Raw genomic sequence first — 24,059 nt, 5'->3', positions numbered from 1 at the left:
GCGGAAGAAGAGGTGGGTTGCCCCTGTGTCGAGTGCACTCGAGCAGAAGCCCCCTTGATCCTGCCCATCCGTCCGTGCAGTTATCTTCGGGCTGGCGTCGGACGTCCAAACTTGCAGGCTGACAGGAGCTGTCGCAAGGTATGCGGCGGATGCCGTCCACCTTCGGCGTCATTCCACCCGGTAGCTGCGGTATCTTCCGGGTTCCAAACTTCAGAACATCACTCGTCGGCAAGAGGGAAACGATGAAGATTGAACTTGTCGCCATCCTGCTTTTCTGCGCATGGTTCTTGTCGGAAGGGCTGATTCTTCGGAAGGCTCGTGACCGGAGTGGCGGTGACGTAGACCGCCGATCCATGCTCCTGCTGGCCGGCAGCAACATGATCTGGCCCTGGCTTTCCATAGCGCTCTATGTTCTGGGCATAGGCACGATGACCACGGCGCCATGGCTCAAGATGGCCGGTGTTTGCGTGATGCTCGCGGGATTCAGTATCCGCTGGGCCGGCATGTGGACGCTCCGCGCATTCTTTTCGGCCAACGTAGCGGTGCAGGATGGCCATCGACTGGTGGTCGCCGGGCCATACAAGATCGTTCGTCACCCCGGCTACTTCGGCGGATGGCTTGCGTTCGTCGGCCTTGGCCTCGCACTTGGCAATTGGGTTGCGCTGATTCTGTTGACAGTCCTGACGGTACCCGCATTCCTCTATCGAATCGAAGTCGAGGAGAACGTTCTACGCAGCGCGTTCCCGGACTATCCCGAGTACGCCACACGCGTAAAACGCTTCGTCCCTTTTGTGTGGTGACATCATCAACGCTTGAGTGGAACGCGGCGCGATTACCCAACAGCGCATGCTCTGGCATTTCTTCGTGATCCGCGTCCATCGTGCGAGGCGCCCCTTTGGTTCACATCGCAGATGTTGAACCGCGTGGGTTTGCCCGGGTTCTACCGAACGACTTCGGTGGAGGCATTCATGGGCACGGCCAAGGCGCAAGTGGATCCGCCCGCGCAAGGATTCGACCGCAACAACAATGTTGCGCTGGAACAAGCATCTGCGTTTCTGGCGGGCCGCATGACCGAGCATCTGGGCGTGTTTGCGCAGGCCAGCTATTCGGACAATGGCGGCAAACTGGGCTGGGACCATGCCGAGCTTCGCTACGCGCGCACGCTTCATGCGGATGGCCACGCGGGCATCTGGGGCGTGTCGCTCAACAACCATCCCGGCCTCAGTGGTGTGTTCAACACCACGCCCGCCTTGCTGTATCCCGCGACCGGCCGACCAAACACGAATGGCGGCATCGTGGAGTTCAACTGGAACCCCTTCGGCAAAGCGGACTCGTGGGCGACGCCATTTGCGAATCTTCGCCTTGGCATGCAGTACACGTTCTACACGCGCTTCAGTGGTGCCAGCAGCAACGTTGACGGTGCGGGAGCAAGGCCAGCGACAACAACACGTTGTTCGTCTACACCTGGCTGGCGCTGCGAGCGGTATGCGCTGACGGCCTGGTTTCGGGCATGGTCAACATGACTGGAAGTACCGCCAGGGCGATTACGGCGATCATGGCGCCTGGTACGGCGGGCCATCCTGTCAGCTGGGTAAGTAGCTCGGCAAGGAATGGCGTAAGCCCACCGAAGATGGCCGTGGCCATGGTGACGCCGAGTGCCAACCCGCTCATGCGACCTTCGCCGGGAAATTGCTCTGCCGTGGCGGGCGCACCGACAGCGCTGACGCCGCCCGCCACGCAAGCCAGCACCACGGCACCAAGCATGACCTGCGCGTAAGAGCCGCCTGCCATCAGTGCGAACATGATGAGGGGTAGAACGATGCTCAGCACAGCAAAGGCGGCGAGCACTGGCTTGCGACCCACACGATCGGAGAGAGCGCCCGTCAGCGGTGTCACCAGAATCACGGCAACCGCGGCCACGGTGGACAGGCCCAGTGACTCACCTTCACCAAACGTCCCCGTCGAGTTGAGGAACGCGGGCACATAGGTGATGCCGACGTAGTAAGTGATGGAGCCCAGCGCTGATATGGCGAAGGTGCGCAGCAATGCCGCGCGATGATGGGTGAGGGTATAGCGGGCGGGGGACACTGGTACGGTTCCACGCGCGCGTTGTCTTTCGAAGTCGGGTGACTCCTGTATGGTCGAGCGCGCAATCAGGATGCCGGCCGCGAGCGCGGAGCCGACAAAGAACGGTACGCGCCAGCCCCAGGTGTCGAGTTGCTCTGTACTCAAGAGGCCAACGGTCATCGCGGGCACCACCACGGCCAACAGCGCACCAATTTCGCTGGCGGCCGGTGCCAGTGACGTGATCAAACCGCGTCGCCGAACATCCGCGCCTTCGAGCAAATAGGCCACCACCCCCGTGTATTCGCCGCCAACCGAAAAGGCCATCATGCAGCGTAGCGCCAGCAGCAGTGCCCCGGCGGCGGGTCCGATCTGGCGATAAGTGGGCAAGAAGGCAGTGACGAGCATGGCCAGTGTCATCAACCCCATGGAAAGCAACATGGTGCGACGACGACCGGATCTGTCGCCAATGTGGCCAAACACCAAGGCGCCCAGCGGGCGCATGGCATAGGAAACCGCGAAGCCGGCCAGCGTTTCGAGCAATGAGGTGGCGCCACCGCCGAAAAATACTCGGGACAGCACGGTGGCGAAGTAGAGATACAGCGTGAAGTCGTACCACTCCACGATGGTGGAGAGGGCGGCAATGGTCATCGAGGCGCGCGATATCTCTGTCGCTTGCGGTTGCTCGATGGCCATCTTGGACGGTCCCTCAACGTTGCCAGGTGGCGACGGCTCAATATACCTGCGTTGGGAGTTTGGCTGATGGTCGGATCAAATCAGCTAAGAGGTCCTGCCTATTTTTTTGGGGCTGGCTTTATGGTGCTTGTCGCAGCGGAGCTCATGCGGGAAGACTCCGGAGTCTTTAGCGAACGAGTTGTTCATCCTCACCGTCATCCCCGCGAAAGCGGGAAGAGCTTCACAACAGCGAAGCTGGTCATCCAGCGACTTTCGGTCTTCGCTCGGCGCTTAAAGACACTGGATCCCCGCCTCCGCGGGGATGACGGTGATGGGTCGGGTTGCCCTGAGGAGTTCGCGAGGCACAAAGCCCGGGATAGTTTGAAAGATTTCGAAGCCAAACTAGCGATCTACTTTTGACGCAACGAAGCCCGCCCTGGCTCCACCTCACGAGCTCGTGCACGTGCACGTGCACGTGCATCAATGTTTACCGATGACTGATCCAAACCGATTGCCAAAGAACGCCGCCGCCTCCGCGTAATCGACCGCAGCGATAGCGCAGTAACACCGCCGGCCGAGCTAGCGCCACCCAACCAAAGCAGCGCGGAGCCAATACATAAGGGACACATGACACACCTCCAGGTCAGGAGTGCTTGCAGCAGGCGGGTTTCCTTGCCACCTCCGGCCACTCGCCGATGCCACCGGGCAGCAGATCAAAGAAATGCCACAGCGTGCAGAAGTCATCGCTTGGGCTGAAGCCCGTGTCGGAGACACGCACAATGACATCGCCTTCACGCCTGAACACCGAAACGCCCGGCATCCAGCCACCACTGTCCGACACGTAGCCCATGTCCGCTGCGAAGGTCGAGCCTGCATGACTCACCATGGGAAATTTCCACCCGCGGCTTTCTGCAAATCGCTTTTGCACGCTAGGACGATCGGGGCTTGTCACTGCGAAGCCGGCGCGGGTGACCACGTGTTGATGGATGCCGTTGTAACCGTCCGCCCATAGCGTGCAGTTGGGGCACGAAACACCCATGTTGTGAATGACGATGAGGTCGTCGTGTTCTCCGAACAGCTGGGAGAGACGCACCGAACCCTCGGTATCGGTGAAGTCGTAATCCAGGACCTTCTCCGGCTCCACCGTGGCCAGCGTTTCCCGCATCCGTTCGCGAATCGCCGCGATCTGGCGACGATAGTCCGCGAGCTTTCCGTTGACGTCGGTGTACTTCATGGCTCAATCCTCCTGCGTGTCGCGCTTCAGGTTCCGTAGGCGAAGCGGTGTTTTACCCACGACGCGCGGGGCTGCAAACCTTCTTCGTCCCGCCCTTTGGGCGCGATATCAAGGTAGTGATACGCCGTATTGAGCATGTCCAGGCCACGCGCGTAGGTGGAGTAGGTGTGGAACACCTGGTCGTTGTCCTTGATGAAGGCGCTGATGCCGGGAAGTTCCGGATAGGTGACGGGATCGGAACCGTAGTTATAGAAGCCTTCCTTGCTAGCGATGGTCTCGGGCGAAAAGGAGACGTTGTAGTCGTAGTTGAAGTCGGTGCCGTTGGACGAGACCCATTTGAAGGTCCAACCCTGCTTTCTGGCGTGCTCTTTCAGCTTGGCCAGGGGCGCGCGCGAAATGACCACGAAGGTGACATCGCGCTGGTTGAGGTGCGGAATGATGCCGTTGAAGTTGTCGGCCCAGAAAGAGCAATGGGAGCAGCCGATGTCCCATTCCGGAGCAAACATGAAGTGGTAGACGATGAGCTGGCTGCGGCCGGCGAACAGATCGGCCAGCGTCTCCTGGCCTTTCTCGCTTTCGAACACGTAGGTCTTGTCGACGCGCTCCCAAGGCAGCTCTCGACGTTGGCGGCTGAGCTCATCGCGAAGATGAGTGAACTCCTTTTCTTTCGCCAGAAAGCGTTTGCGCGCGTCGATCCATTGCTCGCGATTCACGATGTGATGACTGACCATGACACCCTCCGTAGGACGTTGTGATACAGACTTCGGAGTAGCGCCGCTGCGCGCGGCGCGGCTCACTTTTTGCGGGGCGCTGGTTTCCCGGCCCGTTTGGCTGGCTTGGCGGGCGCTTGCTTCTGTGCGCGTCGCTCGTCGATGTCCGCCAGTGCGGCGGCCAGCACGTCGAACTGCTGCTGCCAGTACTTGCTGTAGCGGTTCATCCACACCGCCGCATCAAGCATGGGGCCGGCATCCAGGCTGCACCGGCTGATGCGCCCCGTGCGTTCCTGCTGAATAAGCCCGGTTCGCACCAGTACCTGGATATGACGAGACACGGCCTGCAGCGAGATATCGAACGACGCAGCGAGCTCGGACACAAGCAAGGACGGCCCATCGAGCTGCTCCAGAATCTGCCGGCGCACGGGGTCAGACAGGGCAAAGAAGACCTGATCCAGCTGCGCCTGCGCGACATCCGGATCCAACCCGGCCCCATCCACCACTCGCATTGTCGGCCGCTGACTCATCATGGCTTAAAACTATCAACCTTTTGGTTGATTGTCAACCTATATGTTGATTATTTGGAGAGAGAGTTGTGGCCCCTGCAGGCGGCGAAAGTCCTTGGCAACGTCGCCGAGTCCCCGTTTCTGTAGCAGCCAGCTTGACGCGACTATGCTCGGAAGCAGTTGAGGCCTGAGAAGCCGCCATGTCTACGGATACGAAAACGCCGTTGGAACATGTCAACGACACCCTTGCGCAGCTCAAAGAGATGCGCCACTACGCGAAGAACAACGTCGAAGCCCTGACGGCGCAGTGGCTGTTGTTCGATGGTGAGCTGAAGAAGCTCAAGCAAACCGCGTCGATCGAAACGCTGATGACCCACCAAAGCCAGTTGCACGACGCGCTGAATGAGGAGATTGCCGCGTTGGAGAAATTGGCGGCAGCGCTGCAACCGCCGCCTGAAGAGGCTGCGCCGGCAGCGCCGACTCCATCCTCCAACCGCCATGGCAAATAGCGGGGGATGTTTGGCGCGCATGAGTGGTGATGCAAGGGCCGCTTTGGCCGGTATCGATATGAATGAGCAGAAAGCTGGCACGCCTTTCCATAGAACTGCGAACGACCCCGCGCCAACGCCATAGGCAATCCGCTCCTCTTAGCTGACGCATTTGATAGCCAAGCGCATCAACGATGCGTCATGACGGCGTGCAACCGGCCCACTCATCAGGTCGTCACATCGTCGCTCGCCATCGTGGTGACGCCCTGATTGCCCAAGGCCACTAAGGGATCAACCCAAATTGGGTGGCGCGTGCTTCGATATGCGGGTCGAGCGCACGTGCAATGCCAAGATCAAGGTTGCCCGCATCCGTTTCTCCCTCGCGCAATTTCGCCAGGCCAAGACCATAGTGCGACCATGCAGAAGTGGGTCTTTGCGCCAGAGACTGCTGGTAGGCCTTGATCGCCTCGGGGTAGTGAGCAAGCCGAAGCTCGACCAGACCGAGGCTGTCCAGGTAGGCCGGGTTGGCGCCGTCGCGTTTGATCGCCTTGCGGCAGTCCTTCAAGGCATCGTCAAGCATCTGGTTGCTCAGGCCTCGCGCCCAGCAGCGCTGATTGAGCGCAAAGCCGAGCATGGCGTCGTCCTGGTGCAGGCGAATCCAGTCGTCGAGCAGGGGCAACGCGGCGGCGGGCTGATCGAGTTCGATGTAGAGGGAGGCAATCGAGTGTGCCCGTGTCGATCCTGCCGGTGCGATGGCACTTGCCGCCAACGCATCGGATGTCGCGCCCGCGCGGTCGTTCCGCTTCTGGCGAAGTTCCGCACGCATCACCAACGCGTCGGCGTTCCTGTGATCCAGGCTCAGGGATTTGTCCAGATCAGCAAGCGCAGCATCGAACTGCTTGTCCGCCTTATACGCCCCAGCACGGTCCACATAGTAAGCGGCCTGATCCGGCGCCAGTCGGATCGCTTCCCCCAGATCGGCGATGGCTGCCTTCGGCTCGCCGCGAGACAGGTGCGCCTGGCCCGACAAGGCGTAATCACTCGCCGCCCTGGATGACGTACCACTTTCGCTGGCAGCATTGCCCGGTTCGAATTTGTCTCCATCGCCAGGTGCCACCGCGTAAGTAAACACGCGGCCACCGTTGTAGGTGAAGTAAACCTTCTTCTTGCTGTTGGCAATGAACATACGGTGGGCGAGAAGAAAATCCACGCCGAGCAACATGTCGGTTCGGTCACCAATGCTTCCGTCCAATACCAACATCTGACTGTGCTGAATGGTTTCGGAGCCGACCGAGAACGAGTCGATCTTTGCGGACCATGTCTTGATTGACCTCGCACCAACGCCGACGCTGCTGCCAGCATTGCCATCCAACGCTGATAGGTTGATGCCAGCGCGCTCGGCGGCATCACGGCTAAGTATGGTGGCCGAGGCTCCGGAATCGATCAGTGCCCGCACCTTCTTTCCATTGATCGTCACTTTGAGAAACGTTCGGCGGTCGTAGGGGTTGTCGGACGACTCAATATCGGCAACATTGTAGTTGCCATCCTTTACCCAGTACGCCAGCGAAGACTTTTCGCAATCCTCGGCCTTGAATAGCGTCACCTTGCCATGGGCAAGATCGATCTCCAGATCGACGATGTCGAGCAGATTGGCCCCAAGCAGCCCATCGCCTGCGTCAGTACCACCGACGATGAAATCAACGTTCTTCAAGGTCGTGTCGAGGATGCCGAATTCCTTGACGTGCGCTTGATGCGTGTTCGCCTCGCCGCCGATGCCGCTGACACGATATCCAAATGGAGCAGGTTCCAGCTTGAGTCCAAGCGATGAAGCGTTGGCGCCGGACATGATGTTGAAGAAGGCGCCCGTATCGAGAATGAAGCGCGCGTTGTTTCCGTTGATCTTCACCATGGTGGTCGCCTGACTGCCGACCATTTCAACGGGAAGGGTGCCGTAACTCGTCAAATGGCAGCCGTCAGCCCAGGCCCGGCCGGCGAGCATTACGCCTATTCCGATGCAGAAGAATCGCAATATAGCTGGCCCGTCTGCCATGTCCGCAGCATGCCTCTTGCACAAGGCGTGGCGCAACAGTCTGCACGGGACAGTGGGCTACTCCGTGCCAATCGAATATCGAACAAGGCAGAAACCGGTCGATCCGGCGTCGGCAAAACCCTGAAGTGTCTGTGTGCCTTCAAGCACGAAGAGGCGATTGGGAGCCGGCGCGCGACTAGCCCATCGTGGCCCAGCACCGCAAAGCGGTGCGGATGTTAGAGGCCGGATATACGTGTGCAGTCGATACGGACGCCAGAGCACGAGGGGCTTGCAATGGGGAGGAATCCATATACGGGCACTTCGGCTTCACTCGCGCTCAATAGACATTACGAGTATTTCCCCTGGACACCCGGACATGTGCCCGCAACCGCCAAGTCGCTTATCCGGGCCTAGTAGCGATCCGGTAACAACGACCCTTCTCCTATTCCATTGGCGCAAAACCGCCTCGTCCAGCTGAATGCTTCCGGTGCCCGCACTGAGCCAAAGGGCAGAAGCTCCAGATCCATAGTACGAGCCTAGTAGTTCGTCACACTGCTCTGCGACCGGATAGTGTCGAAGGGAAACGTCTTCAAACTCAAAATGCAGAATTCCAAGAACGACAACTAGATTGCCGGCGGCCGTTTCAAGTTGGTCGATCGCTTGGTTTACGGAGATCGAGCCTTCCATACGTTCCCCAGAAACTGCTTTCAGCGGAGTGCCAAGGTCCGCTTAGGGTCGGAAGCAGACATCATTCATAGGCCAAACGCCACTCTTTCGCCGCGGTCTATCACTCAAACCTAAGGGCCAAGGCGCTAATAGCAATTCCAAGGACTAGCAGTCCACCAAAGAACGCGACCATCTTCTTCTGCGTCGACCAACCGTCTGATTTTTGCGCGTAGTTTCCAGGCAGTACAATCATGAGCTGTGGAACAGCTTCGCCCAGAGAAGCTAGCAATTCTCCTGCTGTACCCGGCACAGGCAAATCAAGTTCGTTGTCCGCGCGTCGCGTCATCAAAAGAAGATTTCCGGCGTTGGCCTGAATAAGCGACGGCGGCATATTCCAACCGCTGTAAGAGCTGAATTTGCCGGACTGGAAGACCACCCTGTTAATCTTCTTTCCTTGATCTGGTCGCAGGTCGGTGGGAGCCCACATCATCGTGGCAAACAAGTCGGCAGCACCGACACGAAGACTCTCTTCACCCAGGTCCTTATCGAGCTCGCTGAGAAGGTCTATCGAACCAGTATCCCCCGGATGCCTACGAACGAACTTTTCAGCGCCTCCTCCCACCCGCCAACAGGCTGCAAGCGGCTGGAGCTTTGTATCGAAAACGACAGCGACGGAGGCAAGTACATCTCGAGTCATGCCCACGCCCATGACTTCTGGCTTGCTTACCCAGTCGGATGGGAAATCGATACCTCGGTAGATCTCCGCTACTACTCGAGATGCAACTACCGCTGCCATGCGCCCTTCTTTTTAAGTCACATGCCAAGTTGTCTGCTTCGGGTTCAATAACCGAACCAGGTTGACTTATAGGCAAGGCAAAAACTCAACCTGGTACCGTTATTGAGGCGGCCACTTTAACGACCTTCGCCCCTTTTCCCGGCGAAGGAAGACGCCTCCAACGACAAGGCTTCTTCGCTAGCAACGTCAAGACAAAACCTGACAGGCGAGTGTGCTGGGGTTCTGCTACGTTCGGCAGGTCGCTCGCGCCGTCATTGTTTGGGGCTACGCGAGCGACCATGGCAGCAATGTCATGAGTCGCGGGCCGCAGGTGCTTGAACACCTACGACCCGCTAACCACAACCAACCGACACGAGTTGATCATGGCTAACCGCGATCATACGGCACGCGCTCGCCCGTCAGATCCCCCTGACGGCACCCTCACTGCACCACCCGGCCGCCCGCACCCTGCGGGCACCCAAGGCACTTCACGGTTGTTGGCGTTTCCTGTCGATCCTGCATTGGCGGCGTACGCCTTGATGCGTTTGCGGATCGACATTGCGCGCTATCGGGAGGCCGAGGCATCGGGCCTGCCGGTCAAACCGGTGGCATGGCCGGTTTCTGGTGAATTTATTGCCTACCTCACCACGGCCATTCATTGCCTGGACCACTACGCCGGCATGCTCGGTCCCGAGCCACCAGTGACTGTTTAACCCCGTCCGATGATCGTCCCCGTGGCGCATCGGCTCTCGGGCCGATGCGCCACACCTGGATGATCACGGACGGGCAATTAGGTCATTCCCCTACACGGATTAGCGTAGTCGCGCCTGCGCGGTTTTGCCGTGCCCAACTGGAACGCCGGCCCATGGACCTGATCAAACTCACGCCACGCATCAGCGTGGCACCCTCACTGCCCCTGCGTTGCCCGGGACAAGTGCTGCTGCATGACTATCTGCTACCGCAGAAGTTGAACAACCCGCAGCTCGCCCGCCGCACCGGCATTCCGGTCGCGCACATCAGAGCATTCATTCTGGGCAGCCGCCCGGTGACTGCCAACCACGCGATACGACTGGCGACCGTTCTCGGCACCACCGGGTTCTATTGGCTGGCGCTACAAGCGCGCTACGACCTGGCGCGCGAGTGGGATAAGTGTCGCGCAGCGTCCCCGATGGCGGGCTAGGCAAAGTCGACAACGCATTCGCTTGGGAAAATTTGTCAGCGCGATGCTTGGGCAGGCTTGGCGAGAGCGATGGAGCAAGAAAAGCACTCTGATCCCTTTATTGGGCAGGGGGCAATCCGGGAAAGGGCGATCATTCGATCCGTGGGGTATCCAGCAGGGGCGATGCCACGCAGACCCGGATGTTCCCTCACATTGCCGGCGCCCAAGGGGATCAGCCTTTGTTGCCTCGTGTAGCGATCTGCCAAGTGTTCCCCCAGCCGTCCCTCACCATGGCCCGCCTGTCACCGTAAGGCGTGTCGGTGGGCGCTTCCAGCGACACCGAATTGGCCGCTATCGCCCGCTCGTAGGTCGAACCGGTGTCTTCAACATAGACGTACAGAAAGGCGGGCATCATGTCGCGCTGACCGCCGCCATCACTGATCATCAGCATGGAATCGCCGATGCGCAGTTCGGCCGGTCGTCCCGGATGAAGCTCGCCCTGCGCATTGAAGACCGTCTTGATAAAGGCGACCAGGCCTTCTGCGTCGGAGGTGACGATCCGGGGCGTGACAGTGGGCCATCCATCGGGCTGAAATCGGGCCATGTTCCGCATCCTCATTGAGGCACTGGAATGCATTGTCCTCCGGACGCAGGCTGTCCACAAAGAGTGACTGTGGGCAGCGCCTCCTCCCCGCAAAAGGAAACCAATGCCTACCGTCCACGTTGGGTTGCGGATTCAGCCGGTCGTTGCAACACACTAAAGACTGCGCGAGCAGAAGGAGTGTTGCAACGACCGGCTGAATCCGCAGTCGGAGGCGGACTTTAACTGATCTGCTGAATGGCCTTCCAAACGACTAAAAGAACTACAAATGCGACGAAGGCGGCGGCATTGGCGATGAGCAACTTGCGCGACAGGCTCCCTAGCTCCCGCAAATCAGGCTCAGGTAGCTCCCTGTAGCGCTTCGCTTCCAGGTACTTAACCTTCGACGGGAGGATGGGCCCGTACCTTGCCCCGATCATTGGCGGCGGAAACGTCTCACCTAGCTCTGGGTGCCGAGCGATCAGTCGCTCGAAAAACCGGTCGGAAACGATTTTAGTGGCTACCGTAAGCCCAAATGCGGAGAGGCCCGTGATGATGGCCAGCGACACCATAAGCGCTGATTGCATGGAAAATGGCCTCAATATCGCTGTAGTAAGGTCCGCTTAGGGTCGGAAGCGGACCTAACGGTCGCCTTCTAAATAAGCCCTCTCAATACACAGATCATCACTACCAGCGCAACAATCAGTCCGGCGAACCACAGCAACGAATTGGAGGCCGGTCGTTGCACCTTCGGACTTGCCAACAAGATCAGAGCAAGCCGTGACGAAGCATAGACCGCCGGCACCAGCACAAACGGCCAATGGCTACGAAGCGCGCCAGCCCAACCGAGCGCTAAGAGCAAGGTAAGGACAAGACAACAGTTGGCAAGCAACATAGCCACAGGTCCATACCGAACTAGCTGGCGGCAAGATGGACACGTCCGGGCTTGGATGTCAGCGGAAGCCACAAGGCTGGGCCATGACATATATGCCCGGTGATTACACGACATAGCTCCCCCAAACTTCTCTGGTTCCCGGATTGTTTAATGTGTCCGCTTCGGGTCGGAAGCGGACGTTACCTCAGGCACCTAGCTGCCAGGTCACGACCTGTCCATTGATTACCCAGTGGCCATCGGACTTTTCGAGATAGAAGTATCGCCCCAAGGACTTGCTCTGATCTCGCCAGCTAACGATGCCTACGTAAATGAGTGCGTGAAGTCCGTCTTTAGCGACGGCGGGCCGCGACATGTAGAACGCCATCTCAGGCTGCCCCGATGGCTTTTCAGTTACGCCTTTGCCGTACAGAAACTGGGGCACGCTCACCGGCAGCGCGTGTGTCAAGGTTACAGATGCCTTGCCTTTTTGAAGCAACTTCTTTGAGAGCTCGGATGTTATCGATGGGATGGCGGCCCTAACCTCCTCCATAAACGCATCCGGCGTGATGTCAGCCGATCTCATTCCGCTGCATCCACCAATTGCGAAGCCGTTGTCTACAGGAGGATTGCAATCAAACGTCGCCGTCTGCGTTGCTACCAGTACCGGCTTATTGCTCTCTGCTGGATATTCGGCCTTAAGAACAGCGGCAGCCACTTCGTAATCAACTGGGGATAATTCCGAATCAGTCGACAGCTCCTGCGCCATCAACGAATGCAACGGCAAGGCCAGACAGATCGTGGCCGCCAAGCCAAAAATTAGATTGCGCACTGATTCCCCTTAGGACGTCCAGCACCATTCAAACCTGGCCCTAATCATGCAGAACGATCGGCCAATCGACAATGTCCGCTTCGGGTCGGTAGCGGACCCTTCGCTTCACCATACATATAGCTAGATTCGGTGCTTGATACAGAAAGCTGATGCTCTAGCGTCGGAAGCCACTGCCGAAAACTCACTCGCACCGAGCTGCTTAATTCTCTGAAGTTCTTCCGCACCTCCGACCACAGCGGCCACCTGTATAGCTCGCCTGACGATATCCGGAAGCTGAGACTCAAAAGCTAGATTCACGATGGATCGAACGCGCTCCTCAAAGCCGGGGGTGGTTTCGATGAGTTCTCCAATGATTCGATGGAGATGATCAATCCCAATATATCCGGCAGGCTCCTTCTTTGTTTGACTCCATGTGAACCTTGCCCCATGCGGACCTCTTGTTACCAACCAAGTCCAGACTTCATCGGAAGGGTCTCCACCTAGTCTCGAGATCTCGTTGAATATGACTCTATCCATTGCGGAGGTCGTTCCTACCTCGGTGGTTAAGACCTAAGCCTAAGGTCCGCTCTGGGTCGGAAGCGGACATTAGGTTCCGTCTATGTTTCGACCAAAACCGGCGAGCTTGAGTATGGCGGCGACATCGCCCAAGGGCTGCTCTCGCTCCACGGCTTCCCAGGATGGTAGGGGTCCGTCCGGCTCCTGCACCCAGATCAAGATGCCTGCACCGTGCCGTTTCCAATCCAAATGGTGGCCCTCCGCCAGACATCCGGTTATCTGCGCCTCGATTTCGTCAACAGGGACATTGAGTGCACCAATGACGTCTATCCCGCAGTAGTGAACAAGACGGCAGCAGGTAGGCTTCTCGTCTGCTATAAAACGCCGGTAGGCCTCCAAGGTCGAAGCTAGCTTGATCTGGAATTCCGCCGCCCAACGAGCAATTTCAGTTTCACCGGTCATGGAATCTCCGCCTCGCATCGACTGAATACCGCCACGTCAAAAGCGTCATCTTTGGGTCGGAAGCGGACATCCTTCTCAACACTCGAAACCCTTATTTTCGCTCGACGCCAGCAGGCCATGGCTTCTGGTCTACTTTTGATGGCGGGCCATATAGCTCGGTCTCCCAGGCCTCGAATGGTGGAGTTACTTCATAGGCTGGGTCGCACCACCGCCGAATGCACTGTGCAGCTCTGAATTCGGCGTACTTGGCATTGATAGGAACACCGCCCTCATCGAACTCCAAGACGTTCGCATAGATGGCGTAGACCTCCTCCATGAGACTCGGCGACTCTTTGAGGTCATCCCAGTATTCAATGCCTTCCAACAACGGCAAACCCACAGATCCGTTAGCCATCCAAAAGCTGAAAGTTCTGAGAGCGCCCGAGAATTCATGGCTCAGTTTCGCGGGATGCTTCATGCCTGTATCAGTCCCCATGCCTAAGAATTGACCGTCGTAGCGATGTCCGCTTCGGGTCGGAAGCGGACATTGCTGGCTAGCCACTGCGCTACAAATCGTCTTCGCCGAGAAACCATTTGCGATACCAGCTGGGGATCTTGCGTCCGCGGCGACGCAGCCAGAGCATCCACAAAAGCAGCATCGCAGCCGCGATCCGAAGACCAAGAAAGACTAAGGCACTGATGTTATCGAGGCTGCGGGAATGAAAGGAAATCAGCAACCCAAGAAGGCTACAGAAGAGAACAAAGCCAATGAGCCCACTTAGGCTAAATTGACTTCTTCCAAAACGGTGGTCTTTCATCTCATTCCCCCAGCCGTGCCAAAGCCCGTCGAACGTCTTCGCGCCATCGTGGATATGTCCGCTTCGGGTCGGGAGCGGACATAAGAAACTCATCATCCCCTCGGCTTCCAGAGCACTCTCGGCACATAGGGAACCCGCCCCGTCCCATCATTGACGGTGATGACCTTGTGACCGAAACACTCTAAGAAGGCCACCATGCAGCCGGTGCCGCCAAACGGATAACTCAGCGGATTGAACAACAGATGATGGCTGCCTCCGCGATCCTCGATTGCCATAAGTATGTATTCGCCATCGGCAATTGAATCGAGCACAGCTCCGAGATCCCACTGAGGCCCTGGAAGCAGATGACGTTCAGTGGGCGGTGTACCGAACCACATTGCCGCCCACTCGGCCCGCTCATCTTCCGATGGGCTCCAAAAGAACGACTTCTCTGCATCAGTTAACTGTGCGGAAAACACTGCGTCGTCCAGCGTCGCCCCTTCCAGTTTCGCGGCCTGGATTTGTTCGAACAGCGCCCTTGTACGGGTCAGCGTGGCGAAGTCGATTGGCACGAACTCGACCGAACAGCAGTCCATTCTCTCCCCCTGTTAGGTCCGCTCTGGGTCGGAAGCGGACCTAACGATACGCGAAGAAATGACTACGTTTCCATGCAAGCTTTGAACGAACTCGACACAAATGTGTGGCCCGCCAAATCCCTAAACTGAACCTTGAAGCGCTTGGCGTAGTCTGCAGGTGTTAAACCGTATAGCGAACCCACTACTTCGGCAGAATCGCCGGGGCCGATAGCCAATGTGGACGGCGGCATCGGCCCATGCCCGCTTGGGCCATGCTCCCAATCTGTCTTGCCACCTTCGCCGAGGATTTGGTAGCTGAGCCAACTCAGGGCATACGGAGGCTGGTGCAACGCGGGGTCAATCCAAACCTCCAACTTTCCCTGACTATCGTTGCGCACGCTTATGCGGACAGGAACCTCTCGGTCGGAAGTGCCGCAAATCTGGGTAATCGGCTCGACGCCAAGCTTGACCCGAGCTGGATCGACAGCATCGCAGCCAGTCATGGAGATGGCGCCCCATACGAGAAGAAACCAGCGCATCGCTCCTCCTGAAATTGCGCCGAAATAGGTCCGCTTCGGGTCGGAAGCGAACCTTGGCTGACACTGAAAGATGCCAATCTACCAGCGTCAATCCTCGAAATATCGCTCCCCAGCATCGGGAAATAAGCACTCATATCGGCACCGGGCGGGGAAAACGGACCAATCAGTCGACAACAATATCGAAATCCGCCCGGCATCCTCGATCGACCCAGACACCGTGGCGTGACCATCCCCAACTGCGGCCGTACTCGCATGCGGATACCGACTGGCGCTCCCGCAGGCGCACTCTTAGCACGCGCCCATCCGCATCGCATTGGCGATAAGCGTTCTCGTTACTTGCGCAGGACAGTGTCCGTACTTCGCCAGCACCGCGCTCATGCCTGCCGTCGTGCCACTGCGGGTCGGCGGCGCAGCCGGCAAACAGGATGACCCCGAGCAGGGAGACGTAAAGGAGACTTCGAAGAAGCAAGGGGTACATGGCCGTCGCTCCTCTTCTCAGAACCGGTAATCAACGGAAGCGCTGGCCAGGTAGCCCGTCTTCTTCTGCACGATCGGACTCTCGGCGACATCCTTGAGGTATCGCACGCCGCTGGCGCTCAAACGAGTCATCCAGTGTTGGCCGAAGAGATGCGTCCAGGCGACGCCTGCAGAGGCGGCATTCAAACCAGCGCCCGGAGCGAACCTTTGAAAACCTGTGTTCGCGGCTTGTGCGGCGGTCACGCCGAAGTAGGTCTGGTTGTACTTGTCGTTGCCGTAATGCAGGGCGGCGTCGATGTCGATGCTGTCGCGCGCACCGCTCCAGGCCTGCATGTGCCCCGCAAGGTGATAGCTCATGCCGTAATCCGCATGGTTCACCGGCTTGCTGGCGCTAAGCCCAATATCTGCGCGTTGGCCAAGCTTGACCCCGAAGCCTACGCTGGCCAGCACAGAGGTCTTGATATCGCCCATACCCTTCAAGACATCGGATCCGGGGCGGGCAACATCATCCTGGTCCTTTCGACCTGGATCCAGGCCTGCAGACGTTGTCACGAAGAAGTGATCAGTAAGCCGAAAGCGAAAGCCAGCGCCTCGCGCACCGTCAACAAAGAAGCCATTGCGGAAGGTGAAGGAGGCATCAACCAATGGAGCTACCCGATACTCCTTGCTGCCAGCGTAGCGAGGCAGGTAGGCGACTCCGCCGCCAACGTAGGAAGCAACGCTGTTCGCGTCCTGGGCATGGACGATCGGCGTGAAGAGAGGCAGCGCGAGCACAAGGTACGAGAAGCGGAACAGTTTCAAGGGAGGCACTCCTGGCCATGGGGACGGGCCAGGATCGTAGGTACCTGTCGGGGCGAAGTATGTGGGCGCTTTGTGGGACAAATGTGCCTATCTGTAACCACCCGCTACAAATAAACACAATTTCGAAGCCGTTATCGATTGTTGCTGCGCCTGAAGCGATGTTACGTTGGCATGATTCAAGCTCGTGATGCCATGCATAAATTACTTCTCATCGAGGACGATCACCGCCTCGCGTCCCTTGTGGCGGAATTTCTTTCCCGATACGAGTTCGACGTCTCCATCTGTCCGCGTGGCGACATCGCTGTGGCTGCGTTCCATGATGTTTCGCCAGCTGTGGTTGTACTGGACCTCATGCTCCCTGGCATGGACGGTGTAGAGGTTTGCAGGCGGCTTCGACAACTGGGTGAAACGCCCATCGTGATGCTAACCGCACGCAGCGATACGATGGACCAGATCGCAGGATTGGAGATCGGAGCGGACGACTACGTACTGAAGCCTGTGGAGCCGAGGCTCTTGCTCGCGCGCTTGCGCGCGGTGATGCGCCGGCATGTCATGCCTGAGCGCACAGAGGATGCATCGCGCGAGCACGTGATGGTCTTCGGTGGCCTTCGCATCGACGATCTATCACGCGAGGTCACGTGGAAGGGCGCGGCTGTAGAACTCAAGACCACCGAATACAACCTGCTGCTGGCCTTTGCGAGGACACCGGGTCGCGTACTGAGTCGCGACGAGCTGATGAAACAGCTACGCGGCATCGAGTTCGACGGGCTCGACAGGACCATAGACGCCGGCGTTTCACGCTTGCGCAAGCGTTTCGATGATCTGGCTCAGGAGCCACAAAAACTGAAGACCGTCTGGGGCAAGGGCTATCTGTTCAACCCGTACGCGTGGGAGGACTGACCGGCCATGCTGCGTACGTTCTACAAGCTCTATCTCACACTCATCGCCAGTGTCCTCCTGGCCGTGGTTGTCGTTGTTCCTGCCATGCAGTACATGCTGGTGCCAAGGTTGACGCCATCAGATGCTGTTGACGTACGCTCGACCATGTACATCCTTCGTGACATGTTGTCGGCCCAGGATGAAGCCAGGCGAAAGCAGACCCTTGACGAGGTACAGCCGACGCTCTCCATGGTTCACTTCGACCTTATCGATCGATCGTCCGTTACGCTGTCGGACGACCAACGGCGGCGCCTCGATATCGGCTATGCGGTCGACACGGACTCTCCCGGGACCCTCCTTCTCGCTATCCCTCCTTCTCACCAGCTACTCCGTACACGCGAGATGCAGGCGCCGGGTTCCGGCTCCCTGTTCCGCGTCGCCGCGTGGACCGTGGTGGTCGCCATGCTGCTTGGCGGCCTGTTCCTTTGGCTGCGCTCTCATTGGCGTGATCTCGAGATCCTTCGCGAGGCGGCTCAACGCTTCGGCGATGGGCAACTGCATGTGCGATCGGGCTTGCCGGCGCGGTCCAGCGTGGCACCTCTCGCAACGCGCTTCGATAGCATGGCGAGTCGCATTCAAACTCTCGTTTCAACCCAGAGCGAGATGATCAACGCGATATCGCATGAGCTTCGAACACCTATCGCCCGTTTCGGATTCGCGCTGGCGTTGCTGAAATCGGCCCAGGACGAGGCGGAAAGGAATCGCCAGATCGATGCCATGTCGAACGATGTTGGTGAGCTGGACCAATTGGTCAGTGAACTGCTGTCGTACGGGGCCCTGGGGCAACCAGGTCGCGACCCGGAGTACTACGAAATCAATATCGCGGAGTTCATCGACAGCGTGACCGGCAGCCTGTCGTTGGAGATGGAGGCGCGCGATATTCACTGTCGTGTAGTGATTGAGCCGAACCTGACGGTGGCGCGTATCGATCCGAAGCTTTCGGCTCGTGCCCTGATCAACCTCGTCCGTAACGCGATGCGTTATGGGCGGATGAACATTGATATCACCGTGACGAAAGCTGACGACACGCTGGTGATCCATATCGACGACGACGGTATCGGTGTTCCCGAGGCTGAGAGGAAGTCCATATTCGAACCTTTCCATCGACTCGACCGCAGCCGTGATCGAAGCACCGGCGGTTTCGGTCTCGGGCTGGCAATTGTCAGGCGCGCGATCACGTCGCAGAAAGGCAGTGTCACAGTTGACGATTCACCCACTGGCGGGGCCCGTTTCACCATGCGATTGCCAATCGCTACGAACGCCAGATACCCGGCGAGTGCTGCATAGGAGCGGTGGTTTCCCTGGGGCGCACTAGTGGAAGATGTCTCGCTTTCCGTGGATGTCCGCTTCGGGTTGCAGATTCAGCCAATTGCCGGCCATGCGTGCACCTCCGGCGGCCAGCCGGGAGCCAACTGTATTGGTACCATGCGGCCACTAGTCGCCAAGGAAGCTGCGCATGTACTTCAAAGTACGAATTAACGGGACCGAGTTTGGAGTCTTCGGTCACCCCAACGTCCTGAACATGCATCTTTCAGTGCAATGGGTTCGCCTGGATGGCAGCGAAGGAGCTGAGCTATTTGCCAGCGCGGTGTGCGTAGAGAATGGCAAAAAATACTTCTACGACTGGGTGCAGCACCCTCTTTCATCCACAGATGTCGTTGAAATCGGGCCAACGGACGACACGCGCGTTCCGGAGCCACGAATCAAATACGAGATGAAATCTCGGGCGGACGACGAGTGACGGGAACGTCCGCTTCGGGTTGCGACTTCAGCCGGTCAACGCAACACACCATAGACGCGCAAGCGGAAGGAGTGTTGCGTTGACTGGCTGAAGTCGCGGCCGAAACCGGACCTTAGAGAAATCGGCTAACGGACGTCCAACACCGGTCCATCAGCGTTAATGGCTTCCTCGAAGCAATGTATTCCGTGCGCTGAAAGGCGCCACGCCCTCGTCGCGCACATCTGCCCACTTGATCGTTCGCAATAATTTGCGAACTCAATACCTTGAATTGCCATTGAGAATCATTGTCATTTAGTATCGCGCCACATTTGATTCCAGGGGCTCCCTCATGTCACGTCTCCCTACTCGCCATTCGCGAGGCGGTCTGCTCACGCTTGCGTTGCTTGCCGCTCTCGGCCTGCCCGCATCTGCCGCCCACGCTAGCGAGGAGGAGCTCAAGGTGTTGATCGCGCAGCTGCAGAAGCAGGTGACAGAGCAGGCATCGCAATTGAAGTCGCAAGCCGCCGAAATTAAGCAACTGCACCAGCAAACGGATCAACTGGCTGCGCAGCAGACCAAAGCAGCGCCAGTGGCTGAGGCCACGCCAACGTCTGTCGCGTCGACGGCGCCTGCTGCATCCGCGCTTCCGGCAACGGTTACCGCGTCATCCTCAGTCGGTGCACCTGCTAGCGGCGCGGCATCCACTGCTGCTCCGGCGGCCCCATCCGTGGCGAGCGCAGGTTCCTCGACCAGCTTTGGTGGTTATGGCGAAATCAATTACAACAACTACGTACATGACGGCAGCCGCACAAGGGCTGATCTACGGCGCTTCGTGATTCTGCTGAATCATCAATTCTCTGATCGACTGAGCTTTAACAGCGAAGTGGAGTGGGAGCACGCGGTAACCAGCTCAAGCGATCAGGGTGAAAGCGAGATCGAGCAGGCGTTCTTGAACTACCAGATTGCTTCAGGCGTAAACCTCAAGACCGGTCTGTTCCTCATGCCGTTCGGGTTCCTGAATCAGGCGCATGAGCCGCCCATGTTCTATGGTGTTGAGCGAAACGAGGTGGAAACGCGCATCATCCCTTCAACCTGGCGCGAAGGCGGCATCGGGTTGTACGGCAGCACCAACGCGGGCCTGGCATGGGATGTGGGCGTGACCACCGGTTTCGACATCGCCAAGTTTGACGACCCGAGCATGCCGCTGGCCTCTGTCCATCAGGAATTGCAGCTCGCCAAAGCGCATGATCTCTCCGTCTACGGTGCGCTCAATTATCAGGGCATACCAGGCTGGGTGATTGGCGGTGGTGTGTTCACCGGAAACAGCACGCACGACAACGCCGATTACAAAGCCAACGCCGGTGGCCCGGATTTATCGGGCATCAAGGGACGCGTGACACTTTGGGATATCCACACGCGTTGGCAGCGCCATGGGTGGGATCTTGAAGCGTTGTACACGCGCGGCACCATTGGCGAGGCGGCGAAAATCAATGCCTCGATTGAGTCATTCAACATAGCCAATCAGGCGACGCGGCCTTATGTTCCCAGTGCATTCTACGGTTGGCTGTTGCAGGCGGCTTATACCGTTTGGGAGCATGGCAACATGTCGCTCACGCCCTACGCGCGTTACGAGCGATACAACACTCAGTCGCACATGCCGCCAGGTTTCGTCGCGGACCCCGCCAATGCGGATCACGTCGCCACGGTTGGCTTGTCATTCAGTCCTTACCCGCAGGTCGTTTGCAAGGCGGATTATCAGAAGTACGTGGACAACCACAAAAACGATCGCTTCAATCTCGGCATTGGCTACATGTTCTGAACCATATAAGGGGCAGGGCGCTTTTGTCAGATGTGCTTGATCGAAACGTACCCTGCCACCTGTTTTGCATCAGAAGAAGCGGCGCTAGCCATGGCCGCTTTGGGCTGATGCGGCTAGCGGCCTTGGGCGCCAGCATATAGGCGCCGGTTCGTACAGGCACCCGGAGTGAGGGTTGCAAAGAGCTCTGCTCACCGAAAAGCACGTTCCGTCTCACACTAATCGCCGCATTGACCCACAGAGGCCATCGACGCGGCGACGAGCGCGAACCGCCTCAGATATCGAACTGCACTGACAGCGATACCGTGCGCGGAATGCCGGGCCAGACGGAGCCGTAATTGGCGGCCGCCCAGTAGCGCCGATCAGCCAGGTTCTGTACGCCGGCACGCCATACCGTTCGGTGACCGCCCATGCTGGTCTGATAGGCCGCTCCGGCATCAACGCGTGTATATCCCGGCAAGGTAGCGCTGTTCTGTGCATCCAGCGGTCGGCTGCCGACGTAGTAGATGCCGGCGTTGACGCCAAGGCCGGGCACCGCCGCGATGCGATAGTCGAGGAAGGTGTTAGCCTGGAAGCATGGCACGTTCGCGGCGCGCTTGCCGTTGGTGCTTACGTCACCGGTATGAAGCAGCTCGGTATTCAACCACGCGGCCCCAGCAATCAACGACAAGTTGCGCGTCAGTCGACCGTTTGCCGTGAACTCGACGCCGGTGTGGCGCTGTGTGCCACCTTGCACGAAGTAGTTGGCGTTATTGACGTACTGCAATGCCTTCTCGATGCGGAACACTGCGGCGTTGAGCGAAAGTGCGTTGGACACGTCTGCCTTCACGCCCGTTTCGTACTGCTTGCTCTTGACCGGCTGCAGGTACTGCCCCGCGTTGAGTGTGTTGTAGGGCGCGACACCGCCTTGCTCAAAGCCTTCGGCATAGCTCACATAGGCCGACAACGTGGCGAGCGGCTTATAGACCACGCCTGCCGATGGCATGTTGGTGTCGGTGCGATAGCTTGAGCTGCCACCGCGCGCCGGATACGAGTCGCTGGTGTAGTGCACATGGCGAAGGCCCAGCATGGCGGTCCAGTGTTCGCCCATATCGATCAAGTCGCTGACGAAAGCACTCGGCTGCTTGTTGCGCGTTTCATTCTTCGCAGGCGCCGGAATTGACAGCTCGGGGGAATACACCGGATGGAAGATGTTGCCCACCGTGACATCGGCCACGCCAAAGCCACCTTCATGCGAGTGGTAGTCGCGCGTTGATACGCCAGCCACCAGCTGATGCGCCATGGTTCCCGTATCGAAGTGCCCTGTGACGAAGGTGTTGGTGGACAAGACGCGGAAGCTCTGGTTCGGCGAGAGATAGATATCGCCACTCAGGATGTCGCCATTGGCCGCCACCGAATAGACGTCCGGAAAGGCCGCATCGCGGCTGTTGTACGACTGCGCCACCTGCGTGGTCAGGCTCCATCGGTCGCTGAGTTGCCAATCGAGGCGGCTTCCTAGGTTGTAGGTGCTTGTGCGGTACTGCAGCCAGGGCTGGCCCAGCAGTGTGCGTGGATCAAACGTCGGCGGCAGCGATCCATCTGGCTGTGTGCCGATCACGGGCTGTGCCGCGAGGCGCTTGCGCTGGTAGTCCAGGTCGAAGCGAAGCAACACACCAGGGGCAATCGACCAATCAAAGGCTGCACTGGCCATGCCGCGCTTGAGATCGCCTGCATGGCCGAAGTCGCCCACCTTTTCGCCAGCAACATTGATGCGATAGCCAAACGATTGGCCGACCGGTCCACCGGCATCTAGCGCGCCGTAGTACCCGTCATAGCTGCGGACCTCACCGGTCACCGTGGTGAAGGTGTCCTGCGTGGGCCGCTTGATCACATAGTTGACTGTGCCCCCCGGAGAGTTCATGCCGTACAGGAAGCCCGAAGGCCCCTTGAGCACATCGACACGCTCGATATTTTCCAGTGGCAAGTCGTAGTAGGGCGCAACCGGCATACCGTCGCGACGCATCGTATTGGTCCAATCGACGGGAAAGCCTCGGATACTGATGTTGTCCATCGCACCGCCGACCGCTGTGTTCTGCACGGAGGGGTCGTTCTTCAGAACATCAATGAGTGTGCGGGCGCCCTGCGCCTCGATCAGCGGGGACGCATACGACTCCACCGACAGCGGCAGCTCCTTTGGATCCTTGGCTCCGAGCGCGCCGACGTTGACGTCAGGCACCGCATAGAGTGAAGGACGAATACCTTGCACCGATACGGCATCCAGCGTCTGGACATTGGCAGGCGCGGAGCTGTTGTTCGCATCCTGAGCGAACGCGACGGCGCCAGGACATGCAAGAGCGCCAGCAATCAGCCAAGCCAGAGCGCGGGCGGCAAGGTACTCACCACGGTGCTGGTGGTCTTTCATCGTTAACCCCTTTTCTCAAAAACGTGTGTTGGATGCCGACGCGTGCTCATCTGGCCCGTGCACTGCCAGTGCACAGGGGATGGATGGCGCGTTCGAATGGGGCTCTCACCCAGGCACGGGTGATGGCGTAAGAAATTATTGATAGAGAATGCGAGTCATTCCCATTTGTTGTCAAGGGACTTTGCGACGGAGGCGGCGTTTAGGCTCATTTGCCGCAATACGCAGCGTTACGAGCGATGGTCTCCCCACCGACGAGAGCCAAGGCATGCGGCCTCTATGTAAGCTTTAACGAATCGCAGGCGACTACCATGTAAGCTTCGCGCAAGTTGTGACGCATCACCCATCAGCGTCCTGACCCGACGCGGATGCGATCACCTCGGTTGGCGCTCGCAATGGCGCACAGGTTCCCATTTGACGGCCTCGCAACGACTGGGGCGAGGGCGCCCGAGTTGGACTGGCACTGCCT

At 58.6% G+C, this 24,059-nt stretch carries 26 protein-coding genes; 9 read left to right on the top strand and 17 right to left on the bottom strand.

Annotated features, from left to right (window positions below):
* Nucleotides 1–149 precede the first annotated feature (149 nt).
* Complete coding sequence (locus AC0GUR_RS15440) at nucleotides 150–800, top strand: methyltransferase family protein (protein ID WP_472878388.1); 651 nt, start codon at nucleotides 150–152, stop codon at nucleotides 798–800.
* Nucleotides 801–968: 168 nt separating this feature from the next.
* Nucleotides 969–1,523, top strand: a complete 555-nt coding sequence (locus AC0GUR_RS15435) for a hypothetical protein (protein WP_472878387.1) — start codon at nucleotides 969–971, stop codon at nucleotides 1,521–1,523.
* On the opposite strand, the gene AC0GUR_RS15430 is transcribed toward AC0GUR_RS15435, so the two are convergent.
* The 4 genes from AC0GUR_RS15430 to AC0GUR_RS15415 form a co-directional block, all read right to left on the bottom strand.
* On the bottom strand, nucleotides 1,459–2,760 hold the full coding sequence (locus AC0GUR_RS15430) for an MFS transporter (protein WP_472878386.1): 1,302 nt from the start codon (nucleotides 2,758–2,760) through the stop codon (nucleotides 1,459–1,461). The two genes, AC0GUR_RS15435 and AC0GUR_RS15430, sit on opposite strands and share 65 nt — an antisense overlap.
* A gap of 622 nt (nucleotides 2,761–3,382) precedes the next feature.
* On the bottom strand, nucleotides 3,383–3,973 hold the full coding sequence (locus AC0GUR_RS15425) for a DUF899 family protein (protein ID WP_472878385.1): 591 nt from the start codon (nucleotides 3,971–3,973) through the stop codon (nucleotides 3,383–3,385).
* Nucleotides 3,974–3,999: 26 nt separating this feature from the next.
* Nucleotides 4,000–4,704, bottom strand: a complete 705-nt coding sequence (locus tag AC0GUR_RS15420) for a DUF899 domain-containing protein (protein ID WP_472878384.1) — start codon at nucleotides 4,702–4,704, stop codon at nucleotides 4,000–4,002.
* A gap of 62 nt (nucleotides 4,705–4,766) precedes the next feature.
* Nucleotides 4,767–5,216: an ArsR/SmtB family transcription factor gene (locus tag AC0GUR_RS15415; RefSeq protein ID WP_472878383.1), complete on the bottom strand. Its 450-nt coding sequence runs from the start codon at nucleotides 5,214–5,216 to the stop codon at nucleotides 4,767–4,769.
* A gap of 176 nt (nucleotides 5,217–5,392) precedes the next feature.
* On the opposite strand from AC0GUR_RS15415, the gene AC0GUR_RS15410 reads away from it, so the two are divergent.
* Entirely contained in the window at nucleotides 5,393–5,701 is a 309-nt protein-coding gene (locus tag AC0GUR_RS15410) for a hypothetical protein (RefSeq protein WP_472878382.1), read from the top strand.
* 262 nt (nucleotides 5,702–5,963) lie between these two features.
* On the opposite strand, the gene AC0GUR_RS15405 is transcribed toward AC0GUR_RS15410, so the two are convergent.
* On the bottom strand, nucleotides 5,964–7,679 hold the full coding sequence (locus AC0GUR_RS15405; RefSeq protein WP_472878381.1) for an aspartyl protease family protein: 1,716 nt from the start codon (nucleotides 7,677–7,679) through the stop codon (nucleotides 5,964–5,966).
* A gap of 817 nt (nucleotides 7,680–8,496) precedes the next feature.
* Complete coding sequence (locus AC0GUR_RS15400) at nucleotides 8,497–9,171, bottom strand: hypothetical protein (protein ID WP_472878380.1); 675 nt, start codon at nucleotides 9,169–9,171, stop codon at nucleotides 8,497–8,499.
* Between the two features lie 362 nt (nucleotides 9,172–9,533).
* On the opposite strand from AC0GUR_RS15400, the gene AC0GUR_RS15395 reads away from it, so the two are divergent.
* Together AC0GUR_RS15395 and AC0GUR_RS15390 are read left to right on the top strand one after the other, a co-directional pair.
* On the top strand, nucleotides 9,534–9,863 hold the full coding sequence (locus tag AC0GUR_RS15395) for a hypothetical protein (RefSeq protein ID WP_472878379.1): 330 nt from the start codon (nucleotides 9,534–9,536) through the stop codon (nucleotides 9,861–9,863).
* Nucleotides 9,864–10,015: 152 nt separating this feature from the next.
* Nucleotides 10,016–10,330, top strand: coding sequence for a HigA family addiction module antitoxin (locus tag AC0GUR_RS15390; protein ID WP_472878378.1), 315 nt, complete (start codon nucleotides 10,016–10,018; stop codon nucleotides 10,328–10,330).
* A gap of 211 nt (nucleotides 10,331–10,541) precedes the next feature.
* Here AC0GUR_RS15390 and AC0GUR_RS15385 read toward each other — a convergent pair whose 3' ends face one another.
* The 10 genes from AC0GUR_RS15385 to AC0GUR_RS15340 form a co-directional block, all read right to left on the bottom strand.
* Nucleotides 10,542–10,913 (bottom strand): VOC family protein, encoded by a 372-nt coding sequence (locus AC0GUR_RS15385; RefSeq protein WP_472878125.1) that lies wholly within the window; start codon nucleotides 10,911–10,913, stop codon nucleotides 10,542–10,544.
* A gap of 218 nt (nucleotides 10,914–11,131) precedes the next feature.
* Nucleotides 11,132–11,476 (bottom strand): hypothetical protein, encoded by a 345-nt coding sequence (locus AC0GUR_RS15380; protein ID WP_472878377.1) that lies wholly within the window; start codon nucleotides 11,474–11,476, stop codon nucleotides 11,132–11,134.
* A 492-nt stretch (nucleotides 11,477–11,968) separates the two neighbouring features.
* Nucleotides 11,969–12,592 carry a hypothetical protein gene (locus AC0GUR_RS15375; RefSeq protein ID WP_472878376.1) on the bottom strand — a complete coding sequence of 208 codons (624 nt, stop codon included), beginning with the start codon at nucleotides 12,590–12,592 and terminating at the stop codon, nucleotides 11,969–11,971.
* Nucleotides 12,593–13,177: 585 nt separating this feature from the next.
* Nucleotides 13,178–13,549 (bottom strand): hypothetical protein, encoded by a 372-nt coding sequence (locus AC0GUR_RS15370; RefSeq protein WP_472878375.1) that lies wholly within the window; start codon nucleotides 13,547–13,549, stop codon nucleotides 13,178–13,180.
* Between the two features lie 91 nt (nucleotides 13,550–13,640).
* Nucleotides 13,641–14,006, bottom strand: coding sequence for a DUF7677 family protein (locus AC0GUR_RS15365; RefSeq protein ID WP_472878374.1), 366 nt, complete (start codon nucleotides 14,004–14,006; stop codon nucleotides 13,641–13,643).
* 88 nt (nucleotides 14,007–14,094) lie between these two features.
* The gene (locus AC0GUR_RS15360; RefSeq protein ID WP_472878373.1) at nucleotides 14,095–14,346 is read right to left on the bottom strand and encodes a hypothetical protein; all 252 of its coding nucleotides are present in this window, start codon (nucleotides 14,344–14,346) and stop codon (nucleotides 14,095–14,097) included.
* Between the two features lie 92 nt (nucleotides 14,347–14,438).
* Nucleotides 14,439–14,921 (bottom strand): hypothetical protein, encoded by a 483-nt coding sequence (locus AC0GUR_RS15355; protein ID WP_472878372.1) that lies wholly within the window; start codon nucleotides 14,919–14,921, stop codon nucleotides 14,439–14,441.
* Nucleotides 14,922–14,983: 62 nt separating this feature from the next.
* The gene (locus tag AC0GUR_RS15350; protein ID WP_472878371.1) at nucleotides 14,984–15,439 is read right to left on the bottom strand and encodes a hypothetical protein; all 456 of its coding nucleotides are present in this window, start codon (nucleotides 15,437–15,439) and stop codon (nucleotides 14,984–14,986) included.
* Nucleotides 15,440–15,602: 163 nt separating this feature from the next.
* Nucleotides 15,603–15,917 (bottom strand): DUF3011 domain-containing protein, encoded by a 315-nt coding sequence (locus AC0GUR_RS15345; RefSeq protein ID WP_472878370.1) that lies wholly within the window; start codon nucleotides 15,915–15,917, stop codon nucleotides 15,603–15,605.
* 17 nt (nucleotides 15,918–15,934) lie between these two features.
* Entirely contained in the window at nucleotides 15,935–16,717 is a 783-nt protein-coding gene (locus AC0GUR_RS15340; RefSeq protein ID WP_472878369.1) for a MipA/OmpV family protein, read from the bottom strand.
* A gap of 138 nt (nucleotides 16,718–16,855) precedes the next feature.
* Between AC0GUR_RS15340 and AC0GUR_RS15335 the strand changes: the two genes are divergently transcribed.
* The 4 genes from AC0GUR_RS15335 to AC0GUR_RS15320 all read left to right on the top strand — a co-directional run bounded on the left by AC0GUR_RS15335 (nucleotide 16,856) and on the right by AC0GUR_RS15320 (nucleotide 21,195).
* Nucleotides 16,856–17,617, top strand: coding sequence for a response regulator (locus AC0GUR_RS15335; protein WP_472878368.1), 762 nt, complete (start codon nucleotides 16,856–16,858; stop codon nucleotides 17,615–17,617).
* A gap of 6 nt (nucleotides 17,618–17,623) precedes the next feature.
* On the top strand, nucleotides 17,624–18,943 hold the full coding sequence (locus tag AC0GUR_RS15330) for an ATP-binding protein (RefSeq protein WP_472878367.1): 1,320 nt from the start codon (nucleotides 17,624–17,626) through the stop codon (nucleotides 18,941–18,943).
* A 169-nt stretch (nucleotides 18,944–19,112) separates the two neighbouring features.
* Complete coding sequence (locus AC0GUR_RS15325; RefSeq protein ID WP_472878366.1) at nucleotides 19,113–19,397, top strand: hypothetical protein; 285 nt, start codon at nucleotides 19,113–19,115, stop codon at nucleotides 19,395–19,397.
* Nucleotides 19,398–19,725: 328 nt separating this feature from the next.
* Nucleotides 19,726–21,195: a hypothetical protein gene (locus AC0GUR_RS15320; protein ID WP_472878365.1), complete on the top strand. Its 1,470-nt coding sequence runs from the start codon at nucleotides 19,726–19,728 to the stop codon at nucleotides 21,193–21,195.
* A gap of 271 nt (nucleotides 21,196–21,466) precedes the next feature.
* On the opposite strand, the gene AC0GUR_RS15315 is transcribed toward AC0GUR_RS15320, so the two are convergent.
* Nucleotides 21,467–23,593 carry a TonB-dependent siderophore receptor gene (locus AC0GUR_RS15315; protein ID WP_472878364.1) on the bottom strand — a complete coding sequence of 709 codons (2,127 nt, stop codon included), beginning with the start codon at nucleotides 23,591–23,593 and terminating at the stop codon, nucleotides 21,467–21,469.
* Between the last annotated feature and the right edge of the window lie 466 nt (nucleotides 23,594–24,059).

Source organism: Dyella sp. PARNA 12/25 (assembly GCF_055702865.1).
Note: the sequence above shows the minus strand (reverse complement) of the source record. Positions and strands in the feature narration are given on the sequence as shown.